17 protein-coding genes are annotated in these 17,590 nt (G+C 44.2%); 3 read left to right on the top strand and 14 right to left on the bottom strand.

What is annotated here, in order from left to right; all coding sequences use genetic code 11:
- Window positions 1-329: 329 nt before the first annotated feature.
- From G9G57_RS06025 to G9G57_RS05960, 14 genes are all read right to left on the bottom strand, one after another.
- The gene (locus tag G9G57_RS06025) at window positions 330-1,430 is read right to left on the bottom strand and encodes a toxic anion resistance protein (RefSeq protein ID WP_107734125.1); all 1,101 of its coding nucleotides are present in this window, start codon (window positions 1,428-1,430) and stop codon (window positions 330-332) included.
- Window positions 1,431-1,526: 96 nt separating this feature from the next.
- Window positions 1,527-2,207 carry a hypothetical protein gene (locus tag G9G57_RS06020; RefSeq protein ID WP_107734126.1) on the bottom strand — a complete coding sequence of 227 codons (681 nt, stop codon included), beginning with the start codon at window positions 2,205-2,207 and terminating at the stop codon, window positions 1,527-1,529.
- A gap of 58 nt (window positions 2,208-2,265) precedes the next feature.
- Complete coding sequence (locus G9G57_RS06015) at window positions 2,266-3,297, bottom strand: ATP-grasp domain-containing protein (protein ID WP_107734127.1); 1,032 nt, start codon at window positions 3,295-3,297, stop codon at window positions 2,266-2,268.
- 25 nt (window positions 3,298-3,322) lie between these two features.
- On the bottom strand, window positions 3,323-4,150 hold the full coding sequence (locus G9G57_RS06010) for an HAD family hydrolase (RefSeq protein WP_107734128.1): 828 nt from the start codon (window positions 4,148-4,150) through the stop codon (window positions 3,323-3,325).
- On the bottom strand, window positions 4,147-5,298 hold the full coding sequence (locus tag G9G57_RS06005; RefSeq protein WP_164964654.1) for a cysteine protease StiP family protein: 1,152 nt from the start codon (window positions 5,296-5,298) through the stop codon (window positions 4,147-4,149). The genes G9G57_RS06010 and G9G57_RS06005 overlap by 4 nt, the downstream gene beginning before the upstream one ends.
- Window positions 5,295-6,641 (bottom strand): phosphoribosyltransferase family protein, encoded by a 1,347-nt coding sequence (locus G9G57_RS06000; protein WP_107734143.1) that lies wholly within the window; start codon window positions 6,639-6,641, stop codon window positions 5,295-5,297. The genes G9G57_RS06005 and G9G57_RS06000 overlap by 4 nt, the downstream gene beginning before the upstream one ends.
- Window positions 6,642-6,693: 52 nt before the next feature.
- Window positions 6,694-7,881 carry an HpcH/HpaI aldolase/citrate lyase family protein gene (locus G9G57_RS05995; RefSeq protein WP_164964653.1) on the bottom strand — a complete coding sequence of 396 codons (1,188 nt, stop codon included), beginning with the start codon at window positions 7,879-7,881 and terminating at the stop codon, window positions 6,694-6,696.
- 167 nt (window positions 7,882-8,048) lie between these two features.
- Window positions 8,049-8,783 carry a TerC family protein gene (locus tag G9G57_RS05990; protein WP_013369621.1) on the bottom strand — a complete coding sequence of 245 codons (735 nt, stop codon included), beginning with the start codon at window positions 8,781-8,783 and terminating at the stop codon, window positions 8,049-8,051.
- A 26-nt stretch (window positions 8,784-8,809) separates the two neighbouring features.
- Entirely contained in the window at window positions 8,810-10,075 is a 1,266-nt protein-coding gene (locus G9G57_RS05985; RefSeq protein WP_039276823.1) for a TerD family protein, read from the bottom strand.
- A gap of 102 nt (window positions 10,076-10,177) precedes the next feature.
- The gene (locus G9G57_RS05980; protein WP_013369619.1) at window positions 10,178-10,759 is read right to left on the bottom strand and encodes a TerD family protein; all 582 of its coding nucleotides are present in this window, start codon (window positions 10,757-10,759) and stop codon (window positions 10,178-10,180) included.
- Between the two features lie 31 nt (window positions 10,760-10,790).
- The gene (locus tag G9G57_RS05975) at window positions 10,791-11,366 is read right to left on the bottom strand and encodes a TerD family protein (protein WP_016821472.1); all 576 of its coding nucleotides are present in this window, start codon (window positions 11,364-11,366) and stop codon (window positions 10,791-10,793) included.
- 47 nt (window positions 11,367-11,413) lie between these two features.
- Entirely contained in the window at window positions 11,414-12,007 is a 594-nt protein-coding gene (locus tag G9G57_RS05970; RefSeq protein WP_017426303.1) for a TerD family protein, read from the bottom strand.
- Window positions 12,008-12,035: 28 nt separating this feature from the next.
- Window positions 12,036-12,482, bottom strand: a complete 447-nt coding sequence (locus G9G57_RS05965) for a tellurite resistance TerB family protein (protein ID WP_013369616.1) — start codon at window positions 12,480-12,482, stop codon at window positions 12,036-12,038.
- A 490-nt stretch (window positions 12,483-12,972) separates the two neighbouring features.
- Window positions 12,973-14,757 carry a hybrid sensor histidine kinase/response regulator transcription factor gene (locus tag G9G57_RS05960; RefSeq protein ID WP_045244158.1) on the bottom strand — a complete coding sequence of 595 codons (1,785 nt, stop codon included), beginning with the start codon at window positions 14,755-14,757 and terminating at the stop codon, window positions 12,973-12,975.
- 146 nt (window positions 14,758-14,903) lie between these two features.
- Here G9G57_RS05960 and G9G57_RS05955 point away from each other — a divergent pair, with 146 nt between their 5' ends.
- Genes G9G57_RS05955 through G9G57_RS05945 form a run of 3 tightly spaced genes read left to right on the top strand, consistent with a single transcriptional unit; the run spans window position 14,904 to window position 17,481 of the window.
- On the top strand, window positions 14,904-15,815 hold the full coding sequence (locus G9G57_RS05955) for an ABC transporter ATP-binding protein (protein WP_017426300.1): 912 nt from the start codon (window positions 14,904-14,906) through the stop codon (window positions 15,813-15,815).
- Window positions 15,812-16,747, top strand: a complete 936-nt coding sequence (locus tag G9G57_RS05950; RefSeq protein ID WP_017426299.1) for an ABC transporter permease — start codon at window positions 15,812-15,814, stop codon at window positions 16,745-16,747. Before G9G57_RS05955 ends, G9G57_RS05950 begins: the two co-directional genes overlap by 4 nt.
- A gap of 35 nt (window positions 16,748-16,782) precedes the next feature.
- Window positions 16,783-17,481 carry a DUF4097 family beta strand repeat-containing protein gene (locus G9G57_RS05945; protein ID WP_044786353.1) on the top strand — a complete coding sequence of 233 codons (699 nt, stop codon included), beginning with the start codon at window positions 16,783-16,785 and terminating at the stop codon, window positions 17,479-17,481.
- Window positions 17,482-17,590 lie beyond the last annotated feature (109 nt).

Here is a 17,590-nt window from a genome sequence, read left to right as displayed (position 1 = left end):
TTGGGATTCCAATATTTAACTCTATCCTATCAGAAAATGCATGATTTTCAATAAAAAATTTTATTTCACAGTTTCATTTAACTCCACAATAGAGTCTGCTTTTTCACTACTGGCAGCCACGAGTAAAAAGACAATCACACACCCCAAAATAAAGGACATCATACGCTCATTCTCTCCTTTGTCATTTCACTTTTTAAGAGTTTATGCACGAGAATGCTATATATGTTCATCATGTCCTTTATGGTCCGCTGCCAAACCAAAGAAAGACGCCTTTTGAAATCACCCTGGCGTCTTTTTTCATAGATTATTGTGTTATTGTATATTAGCTATCAGTTTAAAAACGAACTTAGCCCCTCAGAAGAATGGTTGTCCTTCAGTGGTTTGGATTGTTCTTTCCCTTCGATGCCCAAACGCTGGTTAAGATTGGCATTGATTGCTGTCATTTTACTTGTATAATCGTGGCAACTTTCAATAATTCGACGGTTCGATTTTTCAGACAGATCCAAAGCAGATACCAAATCACCAATCGCCTGATTCACAGCCTCCAATGACATAGAAGGCTTGCTAAGCAGATCCGTTGTTCTCTCGGTCGTCGTTTTGAGAAGCTTCGCATTTTCCTTGAATTGATCCTCAATCGTACGGTTAGTCGCATAAACGGCCGAAATAATTTTATCTTGATCCGCCAGTGCCATCGCGATCATAGCCGATACGGTGATCAGATTCGATGTTTTATCAATCGCATTATTAACAGAATCAATCAGTTTATCATTGTTATCATTAATAATATCCGTTGCTGCAATCGCCTGATTGTATAACAAAATCATTTCAGTCATCGACTGTGTGCGAGTAACCACTTTGCGCAATCCCCGCTCCAGATGAGGCTTACGATTTTCATTTTCCGGCTTGGCAATCTCGCTTTCGAACAGCTCTTTCAAGCGATTACCAAAGGCAATTTTCGTCTGTAAATTGTAGATTTCTTCAATGGAAGCCTTCTTCAACTGCCTCATGCTGACGATATTCTCTTCCAGATTATCCTTACCATCTCTCAAGGCAGTAATGATTTTCTCGATGTTCGTCTTCACCGACTGATACTTGTAGATATAGTTTTTCAACGGGCTTTTACGCAGGAGCTTGCCAAAAAAACCTACATCTTTACTCTGCTGGAGCGTTTCGCATTCATCCCGGAGTTTTAAGATCATATTCGAAACCTCAGCCCGGTCACCAGACATGAGGTCGTTTACCGGACGATCCAACATTTTAAGGGTTTGTCCCGCCCGTTCCTGCGTTTTAACCCCCAGCTTGCCAATGTCATCCATTAAGGTATCCAGACTCATAACATCGCTTTGCGATACCTTTTGAATCAGCTGTGAAGCCTCCTCAGTCACCTTTTGTTCATCTTCTTTTTTCAATTCAGCCCATGGGGTCGCCATCATGCTAACCTCCTATTCTGAAAACAACTGTTGCTGAAAGCTAATAGTGTTTTTCAGAGCAGCTATGCTGCTGATTTTGTATTCTATTAAAATAACCTACAATTCGGAGCTGCTGTACCGCTGGTGAATAAGCTCTGCTTTGCTCTGTAATTCCATCAGGTCCTTATGCTCCACCGTGGATACAATTACAGATATTTTGCTATCTACATCTCGCAATCCGTTTAGTAGCGTCCTGCGGTTGGTCCGTTTCGCGTCGCCACTGAGACGAAGAAACGGGTTAATCAGTCCATTCAAGTCCTTCAAAATCAATCTCCGAACCGTGTGATTCACTTCACTATTGTTCAATTCATGCAAAAGCGGGATGACCCGCTGTAAACGTGCAAATAGAGCCAGCGCCTTTTCGACAATTTCGTTATCAAGCGCATCTTTCTGTCCCTCGGAGATCACCATATCCTCCAGTACATCCAAATACTCCATGACCTGAATAAATTCACTGGTCATCTGGTCTGGCAAACGTGCTTGTCCTGTGATAGACTCTCGCAGAGCGGTAGTTTCCTTTTCATGTTGCTGTGCCTGATCAGCCTGCTCCTGCATCACCGGAATCACGGAACCGGTCAGATTAGGACGAGGATGGCGAACAGCCATGACAGCACTGTATCCTCCGATACAAATGATCGGGATTGCCAGACACACAAACAACGGCAACCAATAACTTAGTAAAAGCGCAATCAGGTAGCTGACCACAGCAATCGTGGCACCCCACATTTTAGAAGTCATAGCTTATACCTCCTGACGTAAACCCTTACCATATTGTAGAAAACAATATTTGCCTATGTCAATGTAAGGATTTGCGTATCGTGACTGGCTGCTCGATGTGACTGGCTAGAATGTCGTATTGCGGGTGTAGTGAACCGATTTCATAACCCAAAGCCGATTTCACCGCCAGGTAAGGAAAATTGATACCAGACAAGCACGATACATGAAGTCCTCCAGACATCCGCGGATTGATCTCTAGCAACTTGGCCTGCTCGCCGTTATATTTCACTTGAATGTTATAATTGTACGGAATGTGATACGCCTCAGCGACCTTCTCTGCCACCTTCAACAGCTCAGGATGCTGCTCCAGCAGCCGTAATCGTCCTCCTGCCTTCCTACGCGGAACAGCTGCTAACAATTTTCCGTTTCGGTCAGCCAAGCAGTCGATACTGTATTCGTATCCCTCCAGCAGTTCCATCACCATCAAATTGGGAAACGTCTCTGTGGAAGACAATACGCGATAGGCCTCCTCGAACGAAATATGATTCAGTGCATGGCCGAACAGTTCCTCCAGCGGATCACGTTTATTATCAATGATACGAAAGCCCATTCCACCTTCTGCATTACATGGCTTGAAACACACCTTATGCCCAAGCGCCATTAATGACTCGTAAGCCTGTTTAAACTGCTCGGCATTACTGGCAATGGCATAATCGGGAATGGTGACAATATCCTTTTGACGAATAGATTCATAAAAAAGATCCTTCTCCATCAATTGCTCCAGCAGTTCGGTATCCCGGCACACCATTACTTCTGTACCAATATCGTCGAACAAATAAAGATGCTTGCTAATATCGAGCATATTCCACCGTGGAATAAAGATATCAATTTCATGGCGTCTGCAAAAATCAGCACAAAACTGTGCATACTCCACACCGCTCGTGCGCGGCTCTACTTCAGCTACATCACTGGCCTGCAGTGCCATGTGCTGCGGATCAGAGTGCGTGGCATAGATCTCGAACGGAATACCGTCCTCATTGTTGCGTATAGCATTCATATAATGATACACCACCGAAAACCAGCGGTTAAAATACACTTTGACCTTCTTCACAACGCCACGTCCCCTATTATTTTAATCATGAAGTACGAGACGCTGTCATGCTCCCGTGTACCTCATAGACATATTCCATAATTTCATTTGCTGCATAAACCCCCGACACTTCCGTAAATCGGTAATTGACCTCTAGCTTATCCCGCTGCTGTTCCCGATACAATTCACCATGACGCGGGGCAATCGCATAGTCGGCATAATCAAGCAGACAACGGTCCAGTAAAGAGTCACCGGATGCAACCACAGCTCCCCCATTGGTGAGGTTACGGATATGCGCCACGGCTGCCTGTTTATTCACGGCCGCAGGCACCAGATATACTTTGCGCCCTTGAATGGATACCTCCCAGCCCATTTCATGCATCATCCGCCCCTTCTCCAGCACCTGTTCCAGCGGCATCCGATCCCGTTCAATTACAAAAGCATAAAATAGTTCATCGCAAAAACGCTCGTTTACGACCCAGTCTTCATGAAGAACCTGTCCGAACACCTGACGTGCCTCTTCCGCATGAGCACCATCGCGGCGTACTTGTTCGTGAATACGTCGATTCCACCCTCGGTCCACCTCGCCTCCGACAATGATGTTTCCGCCATTACTGGTCACGGCATATGCGGGAACCAGCTCCGTCTGAAACACGGTGATTCGTCTATACTGTTCCATGGTCCGAGTCGTCACAGGCATAAACATGACATCTGCCGGTAGTGTCTTGAGCCATTGCAAAGCTTGTGCAGAAATAAAGGCCGACGTCGCCCCATCGATCTGTTCCGCAGGCAACAGACCAGGGGACTCCAGCGGCACGCCAAGCGAGCGTTTGGAGTAAATCAGCGTCTGATCCAGGTCACTGGCGTAGATCATTCTTGTCCCCCTTTGAGCGGCTTGATGATCCCGCAACAGGAATAGGTCAATCCTTCAAATACCTCAACAGGCACTCCACGATCCTTGGCCAGCAGCATAATATGCTGAAGATTCGGATTATCTTCACGGTCAATCAGAATTTTCCATGGCACCCTGCGGAGCAGTACGCGAGTCGTCTCCCCCACTCCCGGCTTGACCAGATTAATATCCCGAATCCCAAATGCCTGCTGAATCGCCTCAATATCCCGTAAGCCCCGCCACGTCACGACAGGCGGATTCAATGTCATCTGTTCCGCATAGGCAGCCGCCGTTTTAGCCACGGCTTGAAAATAACCGGACACCGTATCCACAAACGTATTGGATTGATCCACCGACCGCCAGGATTCATAAAATTTAGCCCCATGAAAGTCGTCCGGACCTATCAGATCATCGCGTAATACCGTCCGGCTCATCAGACCTGATACGGTTGAATTCAGACAAGCGCTCGGGATCAAATAATCTTCTCGTGTACCAAAGGTCTCCGAGCAGCTACCCGGATCGGCCAGCACCGCCAGATCATCATTTAGGCGCAGCCCGTAATCTGCATTCATCTCACGACAGGCCTCGATCAACACCTGACGAATGGCGCCTTTCCCCGTCCAGCCATCGACAAACTGAAGTTCAATCCCCAGCCCATGCTGCTGTAGAATGTACAAAATAGCATTCCGGTCAATGCCTTTGCCACGAATAATAGAAATACTGTAATGCGGCAAGGATACGCCATACTTCCAGTCAATATAACGCTTGATCAGGATACCAATAGGCGTCCCTGCTCTGGCAAGAGAAACAATCGCCGTGTTCAATCCTCTTTTTCTCACAATCATCTCAGCCACAGAAGCTGCCGCTAATGCAACCTTTTCGGCAGATTGGGCAAGCGTGTCGTGAAACAATCCAATATACTCTGCTGTGGGCTGATATTCCACTGGCAGCATTTCTGAATAATGGACGCCCGACTGTATCGCTTCTTCCCGATCCTCCGTCCCTTTTTCCAACGCAACCTGGCTCAAATCCTTTAATAAAAAGGTGACATCCGAGGCAGGATAACTGCCTAGCGGTACGGGCGGATGAATGTTCTTCTGCTGTATTTGCTCCATAAGTGCTTGCTTCATATCCGCGCTCCTTTACTCTCCTGCCTAGTTAAACCATTAAAATAAACGACATGCACTTTATCACAGCCCAGACGGCTCAATGCCTCCAACATGGGCTTCATTCGCTCTGGGTCCGACTCTCTTTCCAGCAAAACGAATATTTCGTCATATTGACCTGGCTCTACATTATAAATAAAATTGCGTACCGTACTGTCCTCAGGTGAGGGATAGGTCACGCCACTTGCGACGCCATACCCTTCTTCTCTATGGGGATACACCGGGCTGCGTGTGGTGGACTGATAATATACGTTCGGGCCTAACTCCGCTGCAATCCGCATTGGAATGTACATGAATTCCCCCGTACCCATTACCAGTGTTCGTTGTCCTGAACGAAGTTGGTTCAGTCGTTCAGCTGTGTACGCGATTTCTGCATCCAGCGCTGGATTGTCGGCGGATTGTAGACCAAAACGGCCTGTATATTTAAGATAAGGAGCTGTATTGGCGTACCCGTCGGTAGATATGGAGGTATGTGATATCCGCTCAAAAGCGGAAGCATCCTCTTCAAAACAGCGGTCAATTGTTCCAGACAAATCTTTATTAACCTCTGCGGTGCTAGTGGCTGCATGCTCTGCGTTCCCGGTCTGTCCGGCATATTCTGCGTGATCCAGTACCGGTGTTCCCTGTATTTCTATCTTTCCTTTGAGCAAACTTAGAGGCGTAATCCTAATATCTAGCTCTGCTTCCAGATCAGCAAAAGCTCGCTCATCGCTGTCTGTCCGCCAGTCCAATAACGAAGCTATCACATACTGTTTGCGCGGAAAATGTTCCTGAATATCCCGTATAATATTAAGCGTTGTTTTTCCCGTCGTAATCTCATCATCTACCAGCACAATGGGTCCATCTCCGGCAAAAGCATCCTCATTCAGTGCATAACAACGATGATCAACAGCATGAGAATGCTCTTCTTCAAACCGAATAATAGGCCGAAGGCCCGGAATATCCTCGCGTGTCGTATGAATATACGTGGCACCGCCATCAAACAACCGATACATGCTGTGTCCCAGTGCTGTAGCGGTCTCGGCAAAACCAACAAATTTAATCGGTTCTGGAAAAGAAAAAGCCAAACGCTCATCCATCAGCTTTTGATAGGCCTCTTTTGCATAATTCGGGTCAAGAAGTCCTCTCACGGCCTCTCCAATCAGTTTATCCATCTGTTGTCCTGACTGTGGGACAAGCTCTTTATATAGGAGGATCGCCAGGGCCGCCCCACTTAACAGAGAGGTGTATGGATTTACCGAAATATGCTTGCCCAGCACCTTGCTGACAAACAAAAACGAACGCTTTTTATTGACCCGTGCCGCCATTGCAAACAGCTTGTCCACAGGAAGACGGAATGGATTATGAGTCTCCGTAATTCTAACGCTGAACTGCTCCAGAATTGGCAGCAGATGTGTTTTCATGGTTGGGTAAGAGGCTGACAAAATGTTGTTGTTCATGTAACACCCCGTATACTTTAGATCTATTTATAATACGATAAGCCCAATTCAAATGAGGCTTAATTTCATTCATTTTGTTGGCATAGGTGCTCTTGAATACACCTAGGCTACCGTCGTTACGTTCAACAATTTCAAGTGCATCCATGTACTCTTCATGGGTCACCGCATACATGGCCTGTACCGGCTTAATGTGGGACGGATGAATGATCGTTTTGCCGATAATACCATTCTCCTTATCCATCATGACTTCGCGAATCAGTCCGTCCACTGCATCTGAGATGAAGTCCATTCGCAAGTGGCGTCCCGGCTTCCCAAATGCGTCTTCGAAGGGCGATACTCTTAATTGAGGTTTAAAGATACGTTCTCGGTGAGAGAAATACTCCCATACAGGACCGGAAACAACATAATCCGAGTCCACGCGTCCGAACAAGTTAATAATATCTGCGATGCAATCCCGAATGACGGCAATTTCATAAATCGTAATATCCGGGCTGCGTCTCAGCCCATACAGACTGGAGAAATCGGTGGCCCCAATTCGTACATTCAGCACATATTCCTGAACCTCATCCAAAATTTCTTTAATCGCCAGCAGTTCTTTCCAACGGGTTTCCCGATAAATAATTTTAGAGCTTTCAAGAATCGGCAATCCATACAACACAGGCGTAAGGCTTGCGTCTCCTGCCCCTGTATGCATAGTCCGGTTATATTCAGCAATGAGTGCAAAATACGCCCGTCCATTATCAGAAGAGAACTTGGGGAGGACAAAGCCCGTGAGCAGCGCCAGGGTTTCTCCCAAACTGTTCAGCAGTCGTTCCAGCTGTTCCACAGAGCGCACACGTACAAACAGCAAAGGTAATTGCTGTTCACTCATCACCCCTGTCCGTACATAGGACAAGAGTAGAAGCAGTTGCTGTGCCAGCGATTCTTCGGCCTGTCCGACCTGCTGATCCCCTATAGCATCCTCCAAGTCCAGAATGACTGTGGTTAGTCCTTCATGCTTTCCATTTTTGATCTCTTGCGCTACTTCCGAGCGGGTTGCCGGCATGTACAAAGCCGCTCCTATGGCATAAGCCAATATATTTTTGGGTGAACGGTTATGAAACTCCATCGGTGGAGTACAAAAGATCGCTTCTACTTCCTCAGAGGTTAAATCATTAAAATATTTCAGGGCCCTTCCCCTCCTCTTGCTCTATCTCGCCTGACTGAAGCCCTGTGCCTCGGGTATAAAAGAAATCCCCCCTTAGTTTCAGGAGGGATTTCGCTATACTTTGTACATTAAGCCTCTTTGTCGGCCTTTTTCTTTCTTTTCGCCGAGCTAAGAATCATTGTGCCTACAAAGACGGCAATCAAAATGCCGAAGAATAATACTTGCGACATGTGAAAGCCAAAAGCAGCAGCCAACATTTTACCCCCAATAATGGCGATCATAATAAAGGCTGTCTGTTCCAGTTCCGGAAATTTATCAATGAGCTTGAGGAACACTTGTGCAACACCACGCATCATCAGAACGCCGAGTATACCACCCAGGAACAGAACCCATACTTTCTCGCTCACACCAAAAGCGGCAATGACACTGTCAATACTGAAGGCAATATCCATCAGTTCGACCATTAATACGGTTTTCCAGAAAGAAGTAGGTTTGTTTTTCACTTCTCCATCACCCTCGGACTTGAATAAGCCCTTGTAAGCGATGTAGAGCAGATAAGCCGCACCCAGTACCTTAATCAGCGTGAACTTAATCAGGAAGGTACCCAAGCCGATGGCCAGAAACCTGAATATATACGCACCTAAAATCCCGTAAAATAAGGCTCTCTTCTGCTGCTCTTTTGGTAAATGCTTAACCATAACTGCGAGAACCAAGGCGTTATCCGCCGACAAAAGACCTTCCAGCAAAATGAGAGTTCCAATAATCCCCCAACTCACCGGGTCAGTAAGCGTACCTACCACATCACTCCATGAAAAGAAATGCCCGTAGTTCTCGCTGATATTTTTAAATAAATCATTCAACATGAAAAGAGTGCCTCCGATAATTCAATTTATTTACTACCCTGCGTCCAGCGCATGCCCCAGTTATATGCCTGATCCATTTCACGATGACCGCCATAAAACTGTACGAGTCTCTCAATACTAAACGTTTCATCGTTCACATTTTGGATCATTGCAATCGCACACATCCCTTTGCGATTGTCATGTTCATTCATATGAACGATAATGTCTGGCCCGTCCTTCTGGTACAGCGTGACTACCCCGTCTGCTTGTGACCAGTTCGTGACTCCTTCATAAATGAAGGTAAACACCAAAATTCGCTTAATTTCAGAAATTTTAGCCCCATTAATACGGAGATTTTCCCCTGTTTTCACAGAGCCCGTACGGTCGTCACCATCCAGAGCAATGTACGGGAAGCGATTTAGAGAACCGAAAACTTCCCCAAGCGCCTGAACGACACCTTTATCCCCGTTCTTCATCTCATACAAGCAGCCCAGATCCAGATCGACACCCTTGGAGCCACGACTGAAAAAGCCCTTACTCTGCTGTACCTGATTCCAGTTCAGATTGATTAGGATTTCACCTAAACCGCCTGAGCCCTTTTTCAGGTTAATGGTATCTCCCTTTTTCTTCAGCTCAATTTTCCGCAGATTCAGATTTACCGGAGTTGCAGATGGCTCTGGCTTTGGAACAGGAGGTGCAGGCGGCGGTGTTGGTGCTGGTCGAGGTGCTGGAGGTGGTGTAGGCACCGGCACCGGAGGAACCGGATTATTTTCCACTTCAATGCCGAAATTTTCACACAATGCATCCAATCCACCAGAAAAGCCTGCGCCTATCGCGTTAAATTTCCATTCACCGTTATGGCGGTACAGCTCGCCTATTACAATGGCCGTCTCGACTGTAAAGCCACTATCCAAATTAAATCGTAAAACCTCTCCACTTATCGGATGAGCAAAACGTATAAATCCGCCTTGAACCTGTCCAAAATTTTGCCGTTTCTGATCCGCATCATAAATGGTCAGCGTAAACGCAATCTTCTCGATATGGGAAGGTATTCTGGTTAGGTCCAGGGAAAACTGTTTCTTGTCACCAAACTGTTGTCCATCTGAATAGGTGATAAAAGGTGTAGTCGGATTATTGTAAAAGATCAGATCCTCATCGCCTGATACTTTCCCTCCAGGGCCCAGCAAAAATGCAGAAGTATCAAGTTCCAGAGCCGCTGAGGACTCCCAACCGATCCCTATGTTGACATGGCTCAGGCCCGGATTCGTTTTGGTCAAATCCACCTTCTGCCCCTTTACTACGATAACAGCCATGATTGTGTCACCTTTCTGTCCGTTTGTCGTGTTCAGCGTACGCCCTTCAATGGCTTAAAAAGAAAGGGGTAGCGCCCTTTGGACACCACCCCCATGTGGATATTATTGAGCGTCCAAGCCATAGTTTTTAGCAAGCGCACCCAATCCACCAGCAAAACCACTACCGATAGCCTGGAATTTCCAGTCTGCATTGTGACGGTAAAATTCACAGAATACCACAGCTGTTTCGGTGGAGAAATCCTCTCCCAAATCGTAGCGCAACACTTCACGATCCGTTGCCGCATCTACCACACGTACAAAGGCATTGGACACTTGTCCAAAGTTTTGCGCACGTGCCTCATAGTCATAAATCGTAACTGTAATTCCAATACGATGGATATTTGCAGGAATCTTTGCAAAATCAATAATAATTTGCTCGTCATCCCCGTCGCCCTCACCTGTGCGGTTATCGCCTGTATGAGTAACAGCACCCGCTCCACCTGTTGGGTTATTGTAGAATACAAAATCGTCAGCTGCCTTCGCTTTACCGTCCTCATATAGCAGGAAAGCCGAAGCATCCAAGTCAAATTCTGCGCCGCCACTATATTTATTGGTATCCCAGCCAAGACCTACGACAACACGAGTCAAGCCTGGATTCGTTTTGGTCAAATCAATACGTTGTCCTTTGGAAAGACTAATCGTCATACTGCATACCTGCCTTCTTTGTGTAGATTTTTTAAGCTAAGCCGTAATCACGTGTCAAGCCTGCAAGACCATCCTGGTAACCGCTGCCAATGGCATTGAACTTCCACTCACCGCTATGGCGATACAACTCGCCTACCACGACGCCTGTTTCGATCGAAAAATCTTCTCCCAGATCAAAGCGAACCAATTCTTCATTGTTTGCCTCATTTACGATACGTGCGTAGGCACGGGACACTTGTCCAAAGTTTTGGCTGCGTTCTTGTGCATCATAGATCGTAATCGTAAAAGCGATTTTTTCTACGTTAGCAGGTACATTGCTCAGATCAACTTTAATTTGCTCGTCATCTCCGTCACCTTCACCTGTGCGGTTATCTCCGGTATGAACGACAGAACCGTTCTCGTTTTGTGGATTATTAAAGAAGACGAAGTTCTTTTCCGTTTCCACTTTGCCGTCCGCATTCGCCAAAAATACGGATACGTCCAAGTCAAAATCTTTACCGCCATCGTACTTATTGGTGTCCCAGCCGAGACCAACCGTGATTTTGGACAAGCCTGGGTTTGTTTTCGTCAAATCGATTTTTTGACCTTTAGATAAGTTAATTGCCATGAGTAAGTACCCCGTTTCTCATTAGTTTTTGTATGAGCAATCTAAAATTACATATAACGCTGAGCCAGCACATCAATATGTACGGCATGGGTGCCTGCACCGATTGCAGCAAACTTCCATTCGTCGTTATGGCGATAGAGCTCTCCGCAGATCAGTGCAGTCATTCCCTCAAAATTATCAGATAAATTAAACGTCACCAGTTCCTTAGAATTAGCACCGTCCAGAATGCGGATATACGCTTTCTCGATCATGCCGAAATCCTGTTTCCGGTTTACGCAATCATATATATTCACAACAACAAGCACTTTATCGACATTGGCCGGAATCCGTGCCAGGTCAATCATAATTTGTTCATCATCGCCGTCACCTTCTCCGGTCAGATTATCACCGGAATGCACGACTGAGCCGCACGGGCTTTTTTTATTATGGAAGCATACTACATTGTCAGATTGAGTTAGTTTCCCGTTGGCATCCAGCAAAATGGCAGAAGCATCACAATCAATATTGGGTTGCTTCTTGAAACCAAAAAATCCTTTGGACTGCACGGGATCCCATCCCAATCCGGCTATAACCTTGGTTAGTCCTGTGTTTCCCTTGGTCAAATCAATTTTCTGGCCTTTGACCAGATTAATTACAGCCACTGATTAACACACCTCCCTTCCGTAAAATTTACAGACTAAATTCAGACGGATTCAAACCAAGCGCACCACAAATCTCAGCAACAATCCGTTGCTCATTGGCATCAAAGTCACCGTCAGCTGCACCAATGGCACTGCATACGCCGACGACAAGTCGACCTACTTCAGGCTTGCCTTTTAATTTACCAATCGCTTTTAACGCTTCCTGTTTGCCGATTTCAGGTGAAAATTCAAAGTTTGCTACATAGTGATTGAAACGGTTGATGACCTCACCCATATCAAACACTTTCAATTCCTCACTGATATTTATATATCCGGCCATTTTTGTTTTTTCTTCCGGACTAATAGTACCGTCGGCAAATGCCACTAATGCACAACCTGCAACAACAGCTTCCATAAAATCTTTGTTCTTAAATTTCTTAACCTGGTCGCCCAGTCCTTTTTTAGTTGTATTCAACCAATTTTTAAATGTACTCATATTTCCCTCCACAATTACGTATTTGGGTATAATCTATCCTAGTTAATTTCTTCCTTTACTATAACCTGAATTACGATCTTATTCTACAATAATATACAAAAATGCGGTAAATCCGATCTACCTTTTGTAGGTATCCTCTCTATCTTTAGCCCTATTTTCTGTCGAAAGTATCTCTTCCATTATCACCCATTTGATAGCGCAAATGCAAGTTTGTAGAATGGTAGACTTCTATGGATATGCAACAAAATACAGTTGCTATTCTACATATACGGTTTTGCTAAGGTAAACGTTGCACATACTTGCGGATCACAGCATACAAAAATAGCGTTGACCAAATTTAGGACGACGCTATTTTCACTTCAATCTATTAGGTTCGGTCGTATATAGCTACTCTTTTAATTCCGAAGCTGAAAACCTCTATCTAATGTAGGATATCTCTTTCACGTTGTTTAAACAAGTGACACACGCAGTCTATCCATCTTGCATTTTATTAATAGTCTGTAAGCAACTCTGTTTTAGCTTTTTCAATTGCTTCGTCACGGCTTTGCACTTGCATTTTTGAGTATATGGTCGAAATATAGTTTCGAACCGTTCCTTCAGACAAGTGAACCTTGCTTGCAATTGCTTTATAACGGTGTCCTTCAGTTAAACAATGCAGAATTTCCAACTCCCGCTCTGTCAGTCCATAAGGATTCTTCATCGTCCCTGTCATTTGCTGAAACAATGTACTTGCTACTTCTTGGGTTATCATCGTTCCTCCGTGATGCACTAGCCGTATCGTATTAGCCAGCTCTCTTGGATCAATTGATTTTAGTACATAACCTTCAGCACCCAAAGCAAGTGATTTCGTAGCATACGAAATGTCATCAAAGGTGGTGATCATAATTACACGTATGTTAGGCCAGCTTTCTTTAATTAGCTTCGTCGCAGTAATACCGTCCATCTGGGGCATATGTACATCCATTAATACAACGTCTGGCGGGTCGCTGGCACATTGATCTACAGCAACGTTTCCGTCTTCCGCCGTTTGAATTCGAAAATCAGGTTCGTTTTTGAGCAACAGGCCTAAACTGTCCCGAATGAGTAATTGATCATCGACCAACAATACCTTGATCTCTGGATTACTAACATCTGTATCCTGAAGCAATGGTATAGAACAGGTCACAATCGTTCCTTCGCCTTCTTTGGAATGAAGGTATAGCTTGCCTTGAAGAGACGAAAGCCGCTCTTTCATTCCTGAAAGACCAAACCCGAACTTAATTTCGTCACTTCCCTTCCCATTGTCCTGCACCTGCAAAATGATCTGGTTACGGTCGTAGTGAAGAAGCACCTGAATAGAATTGGCATGCCCATGTCGGCTGGCATTAGTCAATAATTCTTGTAAACAGCGGTACAAGGTCAGTTTTGACTGTTTTATGACAGGAAGCGGCTCCCCCATCGTTCTGAACACAACACGAATGGCAGTATTCTTTTTGAATTCATTAATGATATTTAGCAAGGATAGATCCAAAGATGGATCCTCCTCCATAGGGTCCATCTGATGAACTTGCTTTCGGATATCTTCGAGCCCTGTGCGACCAAGTTGAAGAACAGACTGCAATCTTTCAGTCCCCTCTTCAGAAGAGATATAAGGACGTAATGTTTCCATACCTAAGATAATGGAAGTGAATGTATGGCCAATCGAGTCATGCAGCTCGCGAGCCATGCGGTATCTTTCTTCCAATAGTGTCATTTGTTCAACCTGAGTCGAATACTGCTCCAGGGTTTGATACTGCTTTTTTATTAATTCGAGTTTTTGTTTGATCCGATCTATAGAACGAAATGCCATTTGTAATCCGAAACCAATACCGTATACAAACGAAGCATCCACTAGGTTCTGGAATACGTCTTCTATCGTCCAATGAAACGCCCCTCTTCCTCCCAGACAAAACATCACCAACGCAAGAGGAAAAGTTACCGCATGTGAACGGCCACGGCTATAAAACGAAATCGTAAAAACAGCTGGCAGAAATAGTCGGACAAGCTCATATTGATGAGCAAATAGCAAGGAAATTCCACCCACTAGAAATACTTCCGCCAACAAATACCAGCGGTAATGAATTCGATCAATGAACAAAGGTATTGAATAGCAAACGAGAACAGAGATAAATACAACAGTGAAAGGGAAAGATGGGCGGTCTTGATACGATAGCAAAACAAAGCAAATCAACCACAAGATTCGGAATACAGCAACAATCCATTCCTGCCAAGACCAGCGCATATTGCATCCAAGCATGTAAGTACCCCATTCTTCTTAAATTAAGGTAATTTTTTCAATCTTTTCACATCATAACAAGGTCATGACATTTTGTCACTAGGGAGTATGACTGCACTCCTGATACTTTATAGACAATCAAACTGTTGGCGGGGAGGGAATCGTTGTTGTCACTATTACAGATTCGTAATTTAAGTAAAAAGATTGGAAAGAAAACCATTGTTGAAGGACTGTCCTTGGATGTAAAGGCGGGGGAAATCATGGGTCTTGTTGGCCCAAATGGAGCGGGCAAGACGACCACTATTCGGATGATCGTGGGGTTAAGTTCAAAATCGGGAGGCCAGGTATTTATCCACGGCCAAGATATTGATCGCTCCTTCGAAAAGGCAATGAGACATGTAGGGGTTATCGTCGAAAATCCAGATCTGTACAAATATTTATCCGGCTATGACAATCTGATTCATTTCTCAAGAATGTCGCCAGGGGTTTCTTCGGAACGTATTCAGGAAGTAATCTCGCTCGTCGGACTTGAGGACAGCATTGATAAGAAAGTGGGAACTTACTCTCTAGGAATGAAGCAGCGACTGGGATTAGCCGTTGTACTGGCCCATAAACCTTCCTTACTTGTGCTTGATGAGCCTACCAATGGTCTAGACCCAGCAGGAATAAGAGAGCTTCGGGAACATTTAATCAATCTGTCTCAAAAAGAAGGCGTTGGTGTTCTTATTTCTAGCCATCTTATGGCTGAAATGGAACTGATGTGTGATCAGGTAGCGATTTTAAATAAGGGAAAACTGATTGGTATCCATAATGTAGCTGAGATGATGGATAATCGGCTTGCTCCTGTTCGGTTTGAAGTAGACAGACCCGAATTGGCTCTTCCTGTATTCCAGTCCATGCTGGCGGGGAAAGAAATTATTGCAGATCAACAAACTCTACAAGTTGACATTACAAAGGATCAAATTCCGGGTATTACAAAGAAACTTATGGATACGGGGGTGAACATATACAGCGTTCAGATTACGAAACAGACACTAGAGGATAAATTCATTGAAATCACAGGGGGAATTGAAAAGTGATTCAGTTAATTCGTAATGAAAACATGAAGATTTATAAGCGTAAACGTACCTGGCTTATCATCATACTGCTTATTTTGTATGTATTAATCCAGATGGCTAATTTAAAAAGTTCTGGTATGACTGAGTACAATGAAGGATGGAAAACACTCTTACAGCATGAAAATTCAAAGCTAACGAGAGATGCAGCAAAGTCAGACGCTCTACCCATTGAGAAAAAAATGGCAGCAGAAAAAATTTTGATGAATCAGTATTATTTGGACCATAACATCGCTCCTCAATCCAATGCTTGGAGTTTTACAGTGAGCCAATCCAGAAATTTAATTGTAGGTATCTCTCTTTTAGCTCTTATCGTGGCTGGCGATATTGTAGCCTCTGAGTTTTCTGCCGGTACAATCAAATTTTTACTGACACGTTCAGCTACACGCTCAAAAATTTATTTTTCTAAATATATTGCAACTCTCTTGTTTGGAATATTTTTGGTTTTGCTTACTTTTCTGGCTGCCATATTTTTCGGTGGATTAATGTTTGGCTTTAAGGGGATCGGCGATCCCTACTTCTTCGTCAAGGATCAAACCATTCAGCAGGCAGATATGATTCAAGCCTTGTTAGGAGGGTTTTTATTTAATATACCTTTTATGGTTATCGTGTTGACATTTGCATTTATGATTTCTGCAGCATTTCGCAGTGTTACATTTTCTATTGTGTTCTCTATGCTGGCAGCTATAGCAGGATTCGTCCTGAGTATCACCATGAATGGATGGCCTTGGACAAAATACTTTGTGTTTTCCAGTACAGATCTCAATCCTTATTTTTTTGGAACGACGCCAGTGGAAGGAATGACCTTGGGCTTCTCACTGTTCCTCCTTCTACTTCATCTGGTCGCTATGCATCTCGTTTCATATCCTATTTTTACAAAACGGGATGTAATCTAAATCTATACTAACTATTCTGAAACGGAGTGATTGTAATGAAATGGCTCACTACTTTAGTGATGATCTCAATGTTACTGTTAATTACAGCCTGTTCATCCAAACCTGCAACATCTTTAAACAAGGAACTTGAATTATCATCTGCCGGTATTTCCAGCTTAGTTCTAGATAATAGCAACGGTCAAATTGAAGTTGTCGGAAACAAGAATACAGATAAAATACAAGCCAGTGTCGTTGCTAATGGCAGCAACATGGATAAGCTAAAATTAAGTCTGGAGGGAAAAGATGGTGTAGCTACTCTTAATACTTTTTTCGAGGGCCAATTCATGTCAACAGGTCCCCAAACAGTTGATGTCAAGCTAATCATTCCGGAAAAAATGAAACTAGAAATTAAACATCCGCATAGAGATGGAGATATTCAAGTAACGAATTTAGCCTCGGATGTAAGCATTGAAAATGTGAATGGTAATATCACGCTTAAAGAAATCGGTGGAGCCATTGATTTAACCAACAGAGATGGTGGGATTACTATTCAAAATAGCTCATCTGATGTCAATATTGAAAATGTAAACGGACATATTCAAGCAGATAAAATAGGGGGTACTGCATATATTGAGTTAGGTGACGGCTCTCTGGATATTGATCAAGTTGCAAAAGATGTTGTCATTATTCAGAGCGGCAATGGAAAAGTAAGCATCGGTGATGTGAAGGGGAAAGTGACTCAAAGCAAAAAATAACTGAAAGACCAAAAGGCCAACATAAGTTGGCCTCAGGCTGTCGAGAAAGTTTCGACAGCCTATTTTTATGTTAAATTTGTTTAAGACGACACCGCGTTAATGTTATATA

The organism is Paenibacillus sp. EKM211P (assembly GCF_011066175.1).
GTDB classification, from domain to species: Bacteria; Bacillota; Bacilli; order Paenibacillales; family Paenibacillaceae; genus Paenibacillus; species Paenibacillus polymyxa.
Note: the sequence above shows the minus strand (reverse complement) of the source record. Positions and strands in the feature narration are given on the sequence as shown.